The organism is Streptomyces sp. NBC_00249 (assembly GCF_026342355.1).
Classification (GTDB): Bacteria; Actinomycetota; Actinomycetes; order Streptomycetales; family Streptomycetaceae; genus Streptomyces.
Map to the genome: position 1 here is coordinate 228,036 of NZ_JAPEMV010000005.1, position 13,669 is coordinate 241,704.

The following is a 13,669-nucleotide window of genomic DNA, read 5'->3' on the forward strand; positions in this document are numbered from 1 at the left end:
TCCGGGCCCGACCCCTCGCCAGGGGGCCGGGCCCGGAGCCTTTTCGCACCCCGCCGGCCTCACCCGTAGCTGAGGCGGACCCGGTCGGTCAGCGGGAGCGCCTGGCAGGCGAGGACGTACCCCTCGGCCAGGTCCTGGCCGTCCAGGACCTCGTTGCGGGCCATCGTGACCTCGCCCTCCACCACCCGGCAGCAGCAGGCGCTGCAGGCGCCCTCGCGGCAGGAGTACGGGGCCGCGACCCCGGCCGCGAGCAGGACGTCGAGCAGCGGGGTCCCCCGTTCCCAGGCGACGGTGTGGACGCTCCCGTCGAGTTCCACCTCGGCGAGGGCCCCGCCCCCGGCGGGAGGGACCGGCGCCGGGAGCCCGGCGGGGGCGAAGACGTCGCCGCTCAGCGAGAAGTAGCGCTCGCGGTGGATCCGGCCGCCCGGCGCCCCGGCCGCGCGCAGGGCGCTCTCGGCGGCGTCCATCAGCGGGCCCGGCCCGCACAGCCAGGCGTCACGGCCGACGTACGGGGCCACGAGCGCCCCGAGCCGCCCGGCGGTCGGCAGCCCCTGGAGGCTCTCCAGCCAGTGCACGACGGCGAGCCGCCCGGGGTGCTCCTCGGCCAGGCCCCGCAGCTCGCCCCGGAAGATCACCGAGCCGGGGTCGCGGTTGGCGTACAGCAGCGCGACCCGCCCCCGCCCGGCCGCCAGGGCCGACTTCGCGAGGGAGAGCACGGGGGTGATCCCGCTGCCTCCCGCGACGAGCAGCAGGTCCCCGTCGAGGCCGCCGGGGCCGAGGGTGAAGGTGCCGGCGGGCGCCAGGACCTCCAGCTCGTCCCCGGCGGCCACCGTGTCGCAGACCCAGCCGGAGCCGCGCCCGCCGGGGACCCGTTTGACGGTGATGCGCATCGGCTCGCCGGTGTGCGGGGAGCTGGCCAGGGAGTAGCAGCGGGCCGCTCCGCCGGGTATCCGCAGGGTGAGGAACTGGCCGGGGGCGTAGGGAAGTTCGGCGTCCAGAACCAGGGAGACGGCGTCCGCGGTCTCCTGGACCCGCTCCAGGACGCGGACCTTCAGCGGGCCGGGGCCCGCCTGCTCAGGCATCGGCGGGCACCTCCAGGCGGCCCTCCCGGACGGCCGCCTCGATGCTGTCGCGCAGCGCCGCGCAGGAGCGGACGCGGGCGCTGAGCTCCCCGCGGGTGACGGCCTCGGCGATCCGGGGGCAGGCCGCGGCGGCCTCCGCGGTCCACTGGACCTGGGTGTGGGCGGGGCTGAACTTCTCGCAGAGCACCTGGTTTCCGCACACCCCGCAGGCGACGGGCCGCATCACCGCTCCCCCGCCCGGCGGGCCAGGTTCTCGGCGACCTCGGCCTTCCAGGCGGCGGTGGCGCGGGTGGTGTCGATCTCGAACTCGAAGCGGCGGACCATCTCGTCCTTGACGTCGGCGGCGTCCACGTAGAACTGCTCGTACCAGCGGCGGAGCTGGTAGACGGGGCCGTCCTCCTCGGTGAGGAGGGGGTTGTCGATGCGGGTCTTGTTCTTCCAGATCTCCACGTCCTGCTCGAAGCCGACGGCGAGGCCCTCGGCGGTGAGGCGGGCGGCGTCGGCGGCCTGCGCGTCGCTCATGCCGGGGAGCTTCTTGACGATGGCCCCGTACATCAGGACGAAGCTGTTCTCGTCGACGGGGTAGTGACAGTTGATCAGGACGGATTCCATCTCCAGGCCGCCGCCGACGTCGCTCCACAGCCGGTCGATCATGTAGGAGGGGCCGTAGTAGGAGGCGTCGGAGCGCAGTCCGCCGCCGGTGGAGAGGGTGCCGAGGTCGATGTCGCCGCGCGGGGTGGACTCCATGTACTGGGTGGCGACGTGCCCGTCGAAGACGTTCTTGAAGTAGTGCGGGAAGGCGTAGTGCACGTAGTAGAAGTGGGCCATGTCGACGACGTTGTCGACGATCTCCCGGCAGTTGGAGTTCTCCACGCGCAGGGAGTTCCAGCTCCAGTCGCTCCACCCGTCGCTGCCGTAGCCCTCGATCTCGGGGACGGTGACCTCGGGGGGCGGCGGGTTGCCCTCGGGGTCGTGCCAGACGTAGAGCTGGCCGCTCTGTTCCAGGGAGGTCCAGGCGCGGGTCCTGGCGCGGGGCGGGACCCGGCGGGCGTAGGGGATGGCGGCGCAGCGGCCGTCGCCGGACCAGCGCCAGTCGTGGAAGGGGCAGGCGACGGTGTCGCCCTTGACCGTGCCGTGGGCGAGGTTGCCGCCCATGTGGGGGCAGTAGGCGTTGAGGATGTGCAGCGCGGCGTCGTCCTCGCCCTGGAAGACGACCAGCCGGGTGCCGAAGGCCTCCACCTCGTGCGGGGCGCCGTCCTTGAAGGAGGCGGCGAGGCCGAGGCAGTGCCAGCCGCGCGCGAACCGGGCCGGTACGGTGCCCGCCTCGATGACTCGGGGGGATTCGTCGGTTGAGGTCACGGGGTGGCCCTCCACTTCGTTGTGGTGTGGTGCGGGGGCAGGGGGCGGTGTGGTCAGCGCTCGCCGGCGAGTTCGACGGCGATGTCGATGAGCTGGTCCTCCTGGCCGCCGACGAGGCGGCGTTCGCCCGCGCGCAGCAGGATCTGCGCGCCGGAGACCCCGTAGCGCTCGGCCTGGCGGTAGGCGTGCTTGAGGAAGCTGGAGTAGACGCCGGCGTGGCCCATGAGCAGGGACATCCGGTCGAGGCGGCACTCCTCGTCCATGACGGGCGCCACCACGTCCTCGGCGGCGTCGATGATCGTGAGGACGTCGATGCCGGTACGGATGCCCATCCGCTCGCAGACGGCGGCGAAGGCCTCGACGGGCGTGTTGCCGGCGCCCGCGCCGAGGCGGCGGGTGGAGCCGTCGATCTGGAGGGCGCCCGCGCGGACGGCGGCGACCGAATTGCCGACGCCGAGGCCGAGGTTCTCGTGGCCGTGGAAGCCGACCTGCGCGTCGTCGCCCAGCTCGGCGACGAGCGCCGCGACCCGGTCGGTGACCTGGTCCATGACGAGGGCGCCCGCGGAGTCGACGACGTAGACGCACTGGCAGCCGGCGTCGGCCATGATCCGGGCCTGGCGGGCGAGGTTCTCGGGGCTCGTGGCGTGCGACATCATCAGGAAGCCGACGGTCTCCAGGCCCATCTCGCGGGCGAGGCCGAAGTGCTGGACGGAGATGTCGGCCTCCGTGCAGTGGGTGGCGATCCGGCAGATCTGCCCGCCGCCCGCGTGCGCGGCGCGGATGTCGTCCTTCACGCCCAGCCCCGGCAGCATCAGGAAGGCGATCTTCGCGTTCCGCGCCGTCTCGGCGGCGGCCTTGATGAGTTCCTGCTCGGGGGTCTTGGAGAAGCCGTAGGTGAAGGAGGAGCCGCCGAGTCCGTCGCCGTGGGCGACCTCGATGACGGGGACGCCCGCGCCGTCGAGGGCGGTCACCACCGACCGGACGTCCTCGGCCGTGAACTGGTGGCGTACGGCGTGCGAGCCGTCCCGCAGGGAGGAGTCGGTGATCCGGATGTCGAGGGTGTCCGAGTACGTCGCCTTCGTGCTCACGCGGTGATCCCCTTCGCGAACTCCTCGCCGACCTTGGTGGCGGCGGCGGTCATGATGTCGAGGTTTCCGGCGTAGGGCGGCAGGTAGTCGCCCGCGCCCTCCACCTCCAGGAAGATCGCGACCCGGGCCGTGCCGCCGCTCAGCGGGGAGGGGTCGTCGAACTGCGGCTCGGCGCGCAGCCGGTAGCCGGGGACGTAGGAGGCGACGTCCTCGACGACCTGCTTGACGGAGCGGGTGACCGCCTCGCGGTCGGCGTCCTCGGGGATCGCGCAGAAGACGGTGTCGCGCATGATGACCGGCGGGTCTGCCGGGTTGAGGATGATGACGGCCTTGCCGCGGGCGGCGCCGCCGATCTCCTCGATGCCGCGGGCGGTGGTGCGGGTGAACTCGTCGATGTTGGCGCGGGTCCCGGGGCCGGCCGAGACGGAGGCGACCGAGGCGACGATCTCGGCGTAGGCGACGGGCACCACGCGGGAGACGGCGTAGACCATGGGGATGGTGGCCTGGCCGCCGCAGGTGATCATGTTGACGTTGGCCCGGTCGAGGTGGGCGGTGAGGTTCGCGGGCGGGACGACGGCGGGGCCGACTGCGGCCGGGGTCAGGTCGACGGCCTTGATGCCGAGTTCGGCGTAGCGCGGGGCGTTGGCCCGGTGCACGGATGCGGAGGTCGCCTCGAAGACCAGGTCGGGGAGTTCACCGCGGGCCAGGAGCCGGTCGACGCCCTCGTGGGAGGCGTCGAGTCCGGCGCGGCGGGCGCGGGCCAGGCCCTCGCTGTCGGGGTCGACCCCGATCATCCAGCGGGGCTCGATGTGCGGGGAACGCAGGAGCTTGTGGAGCAGGTCGGTGCCGATGTTGCCGGAGCCGACGATGGCGGCGGTGGCTTTCTTCATGCGGTACTCCCGTACGGGGCCTGGGTCGCGGGCTTCACGGCCGGGTGGCCGGGCGGCTCAGGCGAAGGTGAGGGACACGGAGCCGAGCCCGGTGAACTCGGCGGTGTAGGTCCGGCCGGCGGACACGTCCACGGCGCGGGTGCAGGACCCGGGCAGGATCAGGTGCCCCTTGCGCAGCGGGACGCCGAAGCGGGCGACGGTGCGGGCCAGCCAGGCGACGGAGGTGGCGGGGTCGCCGAGGACGGCGTCGGAGCGGCCTTCGGCGAGGGTGTTGCCGCCGCTGCCGAGGCGGGCCTCGATGGCCTTCAGGTCCAGCTCGCGGGGGTCGCGGCCCTCGCCGACGGCGTAGCCGGCGGAGGAGGCGTTGTCGGCGATGGTGTCGGCGATGGTGATGCGCCAGTCCGCGATGCGGCTGTCGATCAGCTCCAGGGCGGGGACGACCCGTTCGGTGGCGGCCAGGACGTCGGCCTCGGTGCAGCCCTCGCCGGGCAGGTCGGCGCCGAGGACGAAGCCGACCTCCACCTCGACGCGGGGCGCGCAGTACGCGGCCGCCCGCACGGGGGTGTCGGGGCGCAGCTCCATGGCGTCGAGGAGGTGGCCGTAGTCGGGTTCGTCGACGCCCATCATGGCCTGCATGACGGGCGAGGACAGGCCGACCTTGTGCCCGGTGACGCAGGCGCCGTCCCCGGTGCGCCGACGGATGCCCAGGAGCTGGATCTCGTACGCGTCCTGCGTGCCGATCCCCTCGAACAGCTCGGTCAGCGGCGGTACGGGGGCCCGCTCCCGCTCCGCCGTGCGCAGCAGCTCGGCGGCCTCGCGCCGGAGCCGGTCGTTCAGCATGGGGGTCCTCCCGGCCGCGGTGGTGTGTGGTGCCGCAGACGGTAGGCGGGGGGCGGTCGCGGGCGGGAGGGCGTGTTCCCGCTGAGCGGGAAAGACTGCGGGCCGGGCCCCCGCGGGGGCCCGGCCCGTACGTGCCGCCGCGCTTCGCCGTTACGTCCTCGGGGCCGGGCAGACCTGCCAGGCGATGTGGTAGAGGGTGCTGACGCTGGCGTCGGTGGAGTCCATGGCCATGAAGCTGGTGGACGTCTGGGGGTTGGAGGTGCCGGCGTTCACGCGCAGCTCGGTGTTGATGTTGAAGTTGCGCTTCTCCCCGCAGGGCGCCCAGACCAGGTCGGCGTACTCGGTCCTGTCGGTGGACTGCCAGTTGTCGTTGAGGGGCCCGTTGAACTGGTGGGTGCGCTGGGAGGTCTGCGGCATGCCCTGGAAGTAGTAGTTGGCCCGTTCCACGCCGCTCGCGCCGGGCTGGAGGAAGGCGAAGCCGCGGTAGTCGGCCTGGACGATCGCGTAGGTGAAGCCGGAGGGCACGTGGACCTTGAGGTTGAGCTGGCAGTTCTTGCGGAAGGCGGTGGGCGGGGCGCCGGGGCCGACCTGGGCCATGTACTCGCTGTAGGTGACGGTGAAGGCGGTGTTGTCGGGGGCCACGGCGACCTGGGCGGTGCCCTCGCGGCAGCCCGAGCCGTTCACGGTGGCGAGTTCGATCACGATCTTGTCGGGCGGGACGGTGATCTGCGGGGCGGTGGCCTGCGCCGGGGCGGCGGTGGCGATCAGGGCGGCGGCCGCGCCGCTGACGAGCAGGGTGCGGGACAGGGGACGAGACATCGTTGTCACTCCTTCTGTGTACGCGCGGTGCGCTGTCAGGCGGCGGGGCATTCCTTCCACTCGAAGTGGTAGACGGTGCTGACGCTGCCGTCGGTCGAGTCCATGCTCATGAAGCTGAGGGCCGAGGGGCTGGACGTGCCGCCGTAGACCCGCAGTTCGGTGTTGACGTTGAGGTTGCGTTCCTCGCCGCAGGGGGCCCAGACCAGGTCGGTGTAGCCGGTCTGGTCGCTGGCCTGCCAGTTGTCGGAGTGGGGGCCGTTGACCTGGTGGGTGCTGCGGGCGGTCTGGGCGGAGCCCTGGAAGTAGTAGTTCGCGCGCTCCTGGCCGAAGGCGCCGCGCTGGAGGTGGGCGAAGCCGCGGTAGTCGGCGCGGGCGATGGCGTACGTGAACCCCTGGGGGACGTGGACGCGCAGGGCGAGCTGGCAGTTCTTGCGGAACTCGGTGCCGCCGGAGCCGGCGCCGGTCTGGGCGAGGTAGTTGCTGTAGGTGACGGTGAAGGCGGTGTTGTCGGAGGCGGCGGCGACGTCGGTGGTTCCCTGGGGGCACCCGGAGCCGTTCACCCCGACCACGTCGACGGTGACGCGGCCCGGTGGCGGCACGGTGGGGGTGTCGGCCTGGGCGGGGGCGGGGGCGGCCATGGCCGCGAGGGCGACGGTGGCGGCCCCGAAGGCGAGTCTGCGTACGTGCATGTCCTGGTTCTCCGTCCGTCGGACCGGATGAGGGTTGGGCATGCACATGCCATCACGGCCGGGGGTGCCGGGGAGGGACGCGTACCGGACAAGCGCCCCGCCCCCGGGCCCGGCCCCCGCCCCCTGGCCGGAACCGGCGAGGCCGTCACCGGGCCGACGGCGGCCCATCAGCCCCGCCGCCCCGCCCCGGCGGGCCGGGGCGGGCGTCCGCGGGGCGGGGATGTCCAGAACCCCGCCCCCCGCTGGGCGCCCAGGCCGTCCGCGAGCGTCAGGAAGGCGTCGCGGCCCAGTCGGAGTCGCTGCGCAGGACGCAGAACTCGTTGCCCTCGGGGTCGGCGAGGACCGCCCAGCCGGAGCCGTCGGGATTGCGGTGATCGCCGACGAGGGTTGCGCCGAGGCCCAGCAGCCGTTCCACCTCCTGCTCCCGCGAGTTCTCGGGGCGCAGACACAGATGGATCCGGTTCTTGCCGTTCTTGGGCTCGGGCACCTGGTTGAAGTACAGCGCCGGGCCCTCCGCCAGCTGCACCCGGACCTCCCGGTCTCCCGGTTTGTCCTGCGGATCCAGCGGACGGCCGGTCACCCCGCTCCAGAACCGGGCCAGTTCAAAGGCGTCCGTACAGTCGATCGCTACGTTCTGCACTACCGAAAACATGCGTGTGAGCCTTCCCCACTTCCCCTCCGGACGCCACCGGGTTGATGCACCCGCTCACCACGACACGGCCTACGGCCCAGGGCCTGTCCTAGCGCGCCCCGTAGACCGGCTGCGGGGGCTCGGACTCCGCGAGGAGTTTCGCCGCCGCTTCGCCCGCCTCGGCCGGGGTCCAGCGGGCGCCGCGGTCGGTGGTCGGGCCCGGGCGCCAGCCCTCCATCACCGTGATCCGGCCGCCCTCCGCCTCGAAGACCCGGCCGGTGACCCCGGCCGAGGCGTCGGAGCCGAGCCACACCACCAGCGGGGACACGTTCTCCGGGGCCATCGCGTCGAAGGCGCCCTCGCCCGGCGCGGCCATCGACTCCGCGAAGGCCTGTTCCGTCATGCGGGTCCGGGCCGCCGGGGCGATGGCGTTGACCTGGACCCCGTACCGGCCCATCTCGGCCGCCGCGACCAGGGTCATGCCGAGGATGCCGGCCTTGGCCGCGCTGTAGTTGCCCTGGCCGACGGAGCCCAGCAGTCCGGCGCCGGAGGAGGTGTTGACCACCCGGGCCGCGGCCTGCCGGCCGGCCTTGGCCTCGGCCCGCCACCAGGCCGCCGCGTACTTCAGGGGCAGGAAGTGGCCCTTGAGGTGGACCCGTACGACCGCGTCCCAGTCGTCCTCGTCCAGGTTGACCAGCATCCGGTCCCGCAGGAAGCCCGCGTTGTTGACCAGGGTGTCCAGGCGCCCGAACTCCGCCACCGCGCGGTCCACCAGGGAGGCCGCCCCCTCGGCGGTGGCGATGTCCCCGCCGTGCGTCACGGCCTGCCCGCCCGCGGCCCGGATCTCCCGGGCGACGAGCTCGGCCGGGCTGTCGGGCCCGGGCTGCCCGTCGAGGCCCACCCCCAGGTCGTTGACGACGACCCGCGCCCCCGCCGCCGCGAAGGCCAGGGCGTGCGCCCGGCCCAGTCCGCGCCCGGCACCCGTCACGACGACCACACGACCTTCGGCGATACCCATCTCAGTCCTCCTTGTTGACAGTTGCCGCATCCAGAAACGCCGGGCGCTCCCCGCCCCCGTGCACCAGCAGGCTCGCGCCGCTGACGTACCCCGCCCGGTCGGAGGCCAGGAACACGGCCGCCTCCCCCACCTCGGAGGGTTCGGCGAGCCGCCCCAGCGGGACGGTCGCCCCGACGGCCGCGAGGCCGGCCTCGTCCCCGTAGTGCAGGTGGGACAGTTCGGTGCGCACCATGCCGAGGACGAGGGAGTTGACCCGGACCTCGGGCGCCCACTCCACCGCCATCGACCGGGCCAGGTTCTCCAGTCCCGCCTTGGCCGCCCCGTAGGCCGCGGTGCCGGGCGAGGGCCGGGTGCCGCTGACGCTGCCGATCATCACCACCGAGCCGCGGGAGGCCCGCAGTGACGGATAGGCGGCGAGCGAGGCCGTCAGCGGGGCGATCAGGTTGAGCTCCAGCACCCGCGCGTGCCGCTGGGGCCCACCCTCCTCCAGGAGCCGGTACGGGGTGCCGCCCGCGTTGTTGACCAGGCAGTCGAGCCGCCCGTACCGCTCGGCGACCTCCTCGAAGAACGCGCCGACGGCCTCCGGGTCGCGCAGGTCGACGGGGATGTGGGCGGCCTCCCGGCCGCCGGCCGTCACCGGTTCCTCCGGCGGCCGCCGGGCGCAGACGACGACCCGCGCCCCGGCCGTGAGGAAGGAGCGCGCGATTCCGGCGCCCACCCCCCGGGTTCCGCCGGTGACGACGACAACCCTCCCATTGAGCTCCATCGGCTGCTACCTTCCTCACCTAACAAATGTTTGGTGGAAAGGTAGCTGATCCGCTCATGGGTGTCTCCACCTCCAGCCCGGACAAGGGCATCGCACTCGTCACAGTCGACTTCCCGCCCGTCAACGCCCTCCCGGTGCAGGGCTGGTACGACCTCGCCGACGCCCTGCGCGCCGCCGGCCGCGATCCCGAGGTCCGCTGCGTGGTGCTGGCCGCCGAGGGCCGCGGCTTCAACGCCGGGGTCGACATCAAGGAGATGCAGCGCGACACCGGGCACGCCTCCCTCATCGGCGCCAACCGCGGCTGCTCCGAGGCCTTCGCCGCCGTCTACGAGTGCGAGGTCCCGGTGGTCGCCGCCGTGAACGGCTTCTGCCTGGGCGGCGGCATCGGCCTCGTCGGCAACGCCGACGCGATCGTCGCCTCCGACGACGCCGTCTTCGGCCTGCCCGAGCTGGACCGGGGCGCCCTCGGCGCCGCCACCCACCTGGCCCGGCTCGTCCCCCAGCACCTGATGCGCACCCTCTACTACACCTCGCGCACCGCCACCGCCGCCGAACTGCACGCGCACGGCTCCGTCTGGCAGGTGGTCCCGCGCGAGGAGTTGCGGGGCGCCGCCCTCGCGCTGGCCGCCGAGATCGCGAAGAAGGACGGCTACCTGATCCGGCTGGCCAAGGCCGCCATCAACGGCATCGACCCCGTCGACGTGCGCCGCAGCTACCGCTTCGAGCAGGGCTTCACCTTCGAGGCCAACCTCAGCGGGGTGGCCGACCGGGTCCGCGACACCTTCGGGAAGGAAGAGACCCCTTGACCGACAAGACCATGACCCCCGACGAGGTGGTCGGGCGGCTGCGCAGCGGCATGACCCTCGGCATCGGCGGCTGGGGCGCGCGGCGCAAGCCGATGGCCCTGGTGAGAGCACTGCTCCGGTCCGAGATCACCGATCTGACCGTGATCTCGTACGGCGGCCCCGACGTCGGCCTCCTCGCCGCCGCCGGCCGGATCCGCAGGCTCGTCGCCCCCTTCGTCACCCTCGACTCGATCCCGCTGGAGCCGCACTTCCGGGCCGCCCGGGAGAGCGGCGCCCTCACCCTCACCGAACTCGACGAGGCCATGTTCATGTGGGGCCTGCACGCCGCCGCGAACCGCCTGCCCTTCCTGCCCGTCCGCGCCGGCCTCGGCTCCGACGTGATGCGGGTCAACCCGGAACTGCGCACCGTCACCTCCCCCTACGCCGACGGCGAGGAGTTCGTCGCCGTCCCCGCCCTGCGCATGGACGCGGCCCTGGTCCACCTGGGCCGCGCCGACCGCCTCGGCAACGCCCAGTACCTGGGACCCGACCCGTACTTCGACGACCTGTTCTGCGAGGCCGCCGACACCGCGTACGTCTCCTGCGAGCAGCTCGTCGAGACCGCCGAGTTCTCCAAGGCGGGCCCCGTCCAGTCCCTCCTGGTCAGCCGGCACTCCGTCACCGGGGTCGTGGAGACCCCGAACGGCGCGCACTTCACCTCCTGCGCGCCCGACTACGACCGCGACGAGCCCTTCCAGAAGCTCTACGCCTCCACCCCCTGGCCCGAGTTCGCCGCGCGCTTCCTGTCCGGCGGGAGCGAGCACGACTACCAGTCCGCCGTCCGGACCTGGCACGAGGAGCAGAAGTGATCAGCCGTGCGGAGTACTGCGTGATCGCCTGCGCCGAGGCCTGGCGCGACAACGGCGAGGTCCTCGCCAGCCCGATGGGCCTGATCCCCTCCTTCGGGGCCCGGCTCGCCAAGCGCACCTTCTCCCCCGACCTGCTGCTCACCGACGGCGAGGCGATGCTGGTCGGCCTCGACGGCACGCCCGAGGGCTGGCTCCCGTACCGCCGGCACCTGGCGATGGTCACCGGCGGGCGGCGGCACGTGATGATGGGCGCCAGCCAGATCGACCGGTACGGCAACCAGAACATCTCCTGCATCGGCGACTGGGAACGCCCCTCCCGCCAGCTCCTCGGGGTGCGCGGGGCGCCGGTCAACACCCTCAACAACCCGGTGAGCTACTGGGTGCCCAGGCATTCGCCCCGGGTCTTCGTCGAGCGCGTCGACATGGTCAGCGGAGTGGGGTACGACCGGGCCGAGGCGGCCGGGGTGACCCGCTTCCACCGGCTGCCCCGCGTGGTCAGCGACCTCGGGGTGTTCGACTTCACCGGCCCGGGGCACTCCATGCGCCTGGCCTCCCTGCACCCGGGCGTCACCCTCGACCGGGTCCGGGCGGCGACCGGCTTCGAGCTGGCGGTGGCGGAAGAGGTCCCGTACACCCGCGAGCCCACGGAAGAGGAGCTGCGGCTGATCCGCGAGGTCATCGACCCCAAGGGGTTGCGCGAGCGGGAAGTACGGGCCTGAGGTGAGGGGGACCGGTATGGAGACGGCGTTCACGAAGCTGGTCGGGGTCCGCCACCCGATCGTGCAGACGGGCATGGGATGGGTGGCCGGACCGCGCCTGGTGTCCGGCGCGGCGAACGCGGGGGCGCTGGGCATCCTGGCCTCGGCGACGATGACCCTGGACCAGCTGCGCACGGCCGTCCAGGAGGTCAAGTCCCGCACCGACGCCCCGTTCGGCGTCAACCTGCGGGCGGACGCCGGGGACGCGGCCGAGCGCGCCCAGCTGATCATCGACGAGGGCGTACGGGTGGCCTCCTTCGCCCTGGCCCCCTCGAAGGAGCTGATCGCCCGCCTCAAGGACGCGGGCGTGGTGGTGATCCCCTCGATCGGGGCGCGCCGGCACGCCGAGAAGGTGGCGGCCTGGGGCGCGGACGCGGTGATCGTGCAGGGCGGGGAGGGCGGCGGGCACACCGGGGACGTGGCCACGACCGTGCTGCTGCCGCAGGTGGTCGACGCCGTGGACATCCCGGTGGTCGCGGCGGGCGGCTTCCACGACGGCCGCGGCCTGGTCGCCGCCCTCGCCTACGGGGCCGCGGGCATCGCCATGGGCACCCGCTTCCTGCTGACCTCCGACTCCACCGTCCCGGACGCCGTCAAGGCCGAGTACCTGAAGGCCGGCGTGAAGGACGTCACCGTCACCACGGCCGTCGACGGGCTCCCGCACCGGATGCTGCGCACCGAGCTGGTCGAGGCCCTGGAGCGGTCGGGGCGGGCCAGGGCGCTGGCCCGCGCCGTCCGGCACGCGGCGGGCTTCAAGCAGCTGTCGGGCCTGTCCTGGTCGCGGATGGTGCGCGACGGGCTGGCGATGAAACACGGCAAGGACCTGTCCTGGAGCCAGGTCCTGCTCGCCGCGAACACCCCCATGCTCCTCAAGGCGTCCATGGTCGAGGGCCGTACGGACCTCGGAGTCATGGCATCCGGCCAGGTCGCGGGGGTGATCGAGGATCTGCCGTCCTGTGCGGAGCTCGTCGACCGCGTCATGGCCGAGGCACACGCAGTACTGCTCACGCTCGGCACCCTGCCACCACCAGGGTGATCCCCCTTCTCCGCCACAGGAGTCGCCCATGAGCCGTGCCCGAATCCGACTGGCGACCGCGGCTGCCGCCGCCGCCCTCGTCGTCGCAGCCTTGCCGGCCGCCGCCCACGCGGCGGCGGCGCCCGCAGCGGGAGCCAGTGCCCGGCACTGGACCCACCCGCTGCACCAGCAAGCAGAAACGATCCGTCAGATCCCGCTCCAGGGCGCCGTCAACGTCCGTGACATCGGCGGCTACCGCACGTACACCGGCGGTCAGGTCCGCCAGGGGCTGGTCTACCGCTCCGACGCACTGAGCAAGCTGACCGCGGCGGACATCACCACCGTCTCCGGTCTCGGCCTCACGAAGGTCGTCGACTTCCGCATTCCGATGGAGCTCCAGTACGACGGCGCCGACAAGCTGCCGCAGGGGCTCACCCCCACCTCCCGCCCGGTCAGCGACCTGGGCCTGTACGGCACCCTCGTCGGCGCGATCTCCAGCGGCGACCCCGTCAAGCAGGAGCAGATGCTCGGCGGCGGCCGCGCCGAGGCCTACATGCGCGACATCTACCGCACCTTCGTGACCAGCCCCGAGAACCGGGCGCAGTTCGCGGCCACCCTGCGGGAGATCGCGGACGGCCAGCAGGGCCCGCTGCTCTACCACTGCACGTCCGGCAAGGACCGTACGGGCTGGATGAGCTACGTCCTGCTGCGCTCGCTGGCCGTACCCGAGGCCACCGCCGAGAGCGACTACCTCGCCTCGAACACCTTCCGGGGGGCCTACGACGCCCAGGTGCGGGCGGGCCTCAAGCAGTCGGGGCGGATGCAGAACCCGGACCTGCTGATCCCGCTCCAGGAGGTCCGTCAGGACTACCTGGACGCCGCGACCACCCGGATGGAGGCCGACTACGGCAGCTTCTACGGCTACCTGACGGACGGCCTCGGCCTGGACCTGCGGACGCTCGCGAAGCTCCAGACCAAGCTGGTCCGCTAGCGGGCGGGCGCCCCGGAACGCGACGGAGCCGGGCGGTGCGCTGGTGCGCGCCGCCCGGCTCCGTCGTGC

General features: G+C 73.1%; 16 protein-coding genes. 5 read left to right on the plus strand and 11 right to left on the minus strand.

The features are described 5' to 3' along the window. Positions 1 to 59: 59 nt before the first annotated feature. The 11 genes from OOK31_RS22780 to OOK31_RS22830 all read right to left on the minus strand — a co-directional run bounded on the left by OOK31_RS22780 (position 60) and on the right by OOK31_RS22830 (position 9,182). On the minus strand, positions 60 to 1,082 hold the full coding sequence (locus OOK31_RS22780) for a ferredoxin--NADP reductase (protein ID WP_267089151.1): 1,023 nt from the start codon (positions 1,080 to 1,082) through the stop codon (positions 60 to 62). Further along, on the minus strand, positions 1,075 to 1,305 hold the full coding sequence (locus OOK31_RS22785; protein WP_267089152.1) for a hypothetical protein: 231 nt from the start codon (positions 1,303 to 1,305) through the stop codon (positions 1,075 to 1,077). The genes OOK31_RS22780 and OOK31_RS22785 overlap by 8 nt, the downstream gene beginning before the upstream one ends. Next, complete coding sequence (locus OOK31_RS22790) at positions 1,305 to 2,441, minus strand: Rieske 2Fe-2S domain-containing protein (RefSeq protein WP_267089153.1); 1,137 nt, start codon at positions 2,439 to 2,441, stop codon at positions 1,305 to 1,307. The genes OOK31_RS22785 and OOK31_RS22790 overlap by 1 nt, the downstream gene beginning before the upstream one ends. Positions 2,442 to 2,494: 53 nt before the next feature. Further along, positions 2,495 to 3,529, minus strand: coding sequence for a 4-hydroxy-2-oxovalerate aldolase (dmpG, locus tag OOK31_RS22795; RefSeq protein WP_267089154.1), 1,035 nt, complete (start codon positions 3,527 to 3,529; stop codon positions 2,495 to 2,497). Beyond that, on the minus strand, positions 3,526 to 4,419 hold the full coding sequence (locus OOK31_RS22800; RefSeq protein ID WP_267089155.1) for an acetaldehyde dehydrogenase (acetylating): 894 nt from the start codon (positions 4,417 to 4,419) through the stop codon (positions 3,526 to 3,528). The genes dmpG and OOK31_RS22800 overlap by 4 nt, the downstream gene beginning before the upstream one ends. Before the next feature lie 57 nt (positions 4,420 to 4,476). After that, the gene (locus tag OOK31_RS22805; protein WP_267089156.1) at positions 4,477 to 5,259 is read right to left on the minus strand and encodes a 2-keto-4-pentenoate hydratase; all 783 of its coding nucleotides are present in this window, start codon (positions 5,257 to 5,259) and stop codon (positions 4,477 to 4,479) included. Between the two features lie 150 nt (positions 5,260 to 5,409). Further along, on the minus strand, positions 5,410 to 6,066 hold the full coding sequence (locus OOK31_RS22810) for a DUF4360 domain-containing protein (protein ID WP_267089508.1): 657 nt from the start codon (positions 6,064 to 6,066) through the stop codon (positions 5,410 to 5,412). A gap of 47 nt (positions 6,067 to 6,113) precedes the next feature. Beyond that, positions 6,114 to 6,767: a DUF4360 domain-containing protein gene (locus OOK31_RS22815; protein WP_267089157.1), complete on the minus strand. Its 654-nt coding sequence runs from the start codon at positions 6,765 to 6,767 to the stop codon at positions 6,114 to 6,116. Between the two features lie 268 nt (positions 6,768 to 7,035). Further along, entirely contained in the window at positions 7,036 to 7,419 is a 384-nt protein-coding gene (locus OOK31_RS22820; protein ID WP_267089158.1) for a VOC family protein, read from the minus strand. Positions 7,420 to 7,507: 88 nt separating this feature from the next. Then, on the minus strand, positions 7,508 to 8,416 hold the full coding sequence (locus OOK31_RS22825; RefSeq protein ID WP_267089159.1) for an SDR family oxidoreductase: 909 nt from the start codon (positions 8,414 to 8,416) through the stop codon (positions 7,508 to 7,510). Position 8,417: 1 nt separating this feature from the next. Further along, positions 8,418 to 9,182 carry an SDR family oxidoreductase gene (locus OOK31_RS22830; protein ID WP_267089160.1) on the minus strand — a complete coding sequence of 255 codons (765 nt, stop codon included), beginning with the start codon at positions 9,180 to 9,182 and terminating at the stop codon, positions 8,418 to 8,420. Between the two features lie 56 nt (positions 9,183 to 9,238). Here OOK31_RS22830 and OOK31_RS22835 point away from each other — a divergent pair, with 56 nt between their 5' ends. From OOK31_RS22835 to OOK31_RS22855, 5 genes are read left to right on the plus strand one after another with little or no spacing between them, the layout of a single operon-like run. Beyond that, on the plus strand, positions 9,239 to 9,988 hold the full coding sequence (locus tag OOK31_RS22835; RefSeq protein WP_267089161.1) for an enoyl-CoA hydratase family protein: 750 nt from the start codon (positions 9,239 to 9,241) through the stop codon (positions 9,986 to 9,988). Next, positions 9,985 to 10,836, plus strand: a complete 852-nt coding sequence (locus OOK31_RS22840; RefSeq protein ID WP_267089162.1) for a CoA transferase subunit A — start codon at positions 9,985 to 9,987, stop codon at positions 10,834 to 10,836. Before OOK31_RS22835 ends, OOK31_RS22840 begins: the two co-directional genes overlap by 4 nt. Continuing rightward, positions 10,833 to 11,555, plus strand: coding sequence for a CoA-transferase subunit beta (locus tag OOK31_RS22845; RefSeq protein ID WP_267089163.1), 723 nt, complete (start codon positions 10,833 to 10,835; stop codon positions 11,553 to 11,555). The genes OOK31_RS22840 and OOK31_RS22845 overlap by 4 nt, the downstream gene beginning before the upstream one ends. A gap of 16 nt (positions 11,556 to 11,571) precedes the next feature. After that, the gene (locus OOK31_RS22850) at positions 11,572 to 12,630 is read left to right on the plus strand and encodes a nitronate monooxygenase family protein (RefSeq protein WP_267089164.1); all 1,059 of its coding nucleotides are present in this window, start codon (positions 11,572 to 11,574) and stop codon (positions 12,628 to 12,630) included. 28 nt (positions 12,631 to 12,658) lie between these two features. After that, entirely contained in the window at positions 12,659 to 13,600 is a 942-nt protein-coding gene (locus OOK31_RS22855) for a tyrosine-protein phosphatase (protein ID WP_267089165.1), read from the plus strand. Positions 13,601 to 13,669: the final 69 nt, after the last annotated feature.

Coding starts and splice junctions, on each gene's coding strand:
- OOK31_RS22855 (WP_267089165.1), top strand. CDS start 12,659: ATGAGCCGTGCCCGAATCCGACTGGCGACCGCGGCTGCCGCCGCCGCC.
- OOK31_RS22800 (WP_267089155.1), bottom strand. CDS start 4,419: ATGAAGAAAGCCACCGCCGCCATCGTCGGCTCCGGCAACATCGGCACC.
- OOK31_RS22825 (WP_267089159.1), bottom strand. CDS start 8,416: ATGGGTATCGCCGAAGGTCGTGTGGTCGTCGTGACGGGTGCCGGGCGC.
- OOK31_RS22805 (WP_267089156.1), bottom strand. CDS start 5,259: ATGCTGAACGACCGGCTCCGGCGCGAGGCCGCCGAGCTGCTGCGCACG.
- OOK31_RS22815 (WP_267089157.1), bottom strand. CDS start 6,767: ATGCACGTACGCAGACTCGCCTTCGGGGCCGCCACCGTCGCCCTCGCG.
- OOK31_RS22835 (WP_267089161.1), top strand. CDS start 9,239: ATGGGTGTCTCCACCTCCAGCCCGGACAAGGGCATCGCACTCGTCACA.
- OOK31_RS22785 (WP_267089152.1), bottom strand. CDS start 1,305: ATGCGGCCCGTCGCCTGCGGGGTGTGCGGAAACCAGGTGCTCTGCGAG.
- OOK31_RS22780 (WP_267089151.1), bottom strand. CDS start 1,082: ATGCCTGAGCAGGCGGGCCCCGGCCCGCTGAAGGTCCGCGTCCTGGAG.
- OOK31_RS22850 (WP_267089164.1), top strand. CDS start 11,572: ATGGAGACGGCGTTCACGAAGCTGGTCGGGGTCCGCCACCCGATCGTG.
- OOK31_RS22820 (WP_267089158.1), bottom strand. CDS start 7,419: ATGTTTTCGGTAGTGCAGAACGTAGCGATCGACTGTACGGACGCCTTT.
- OOK31_RS22830 (WP_267089160.1), bottom strand. CDS start 9,182: ATGGAGCTCAATGGGAGGGTTGTCGTCGTCACCGGCGGAACCCGGGGG.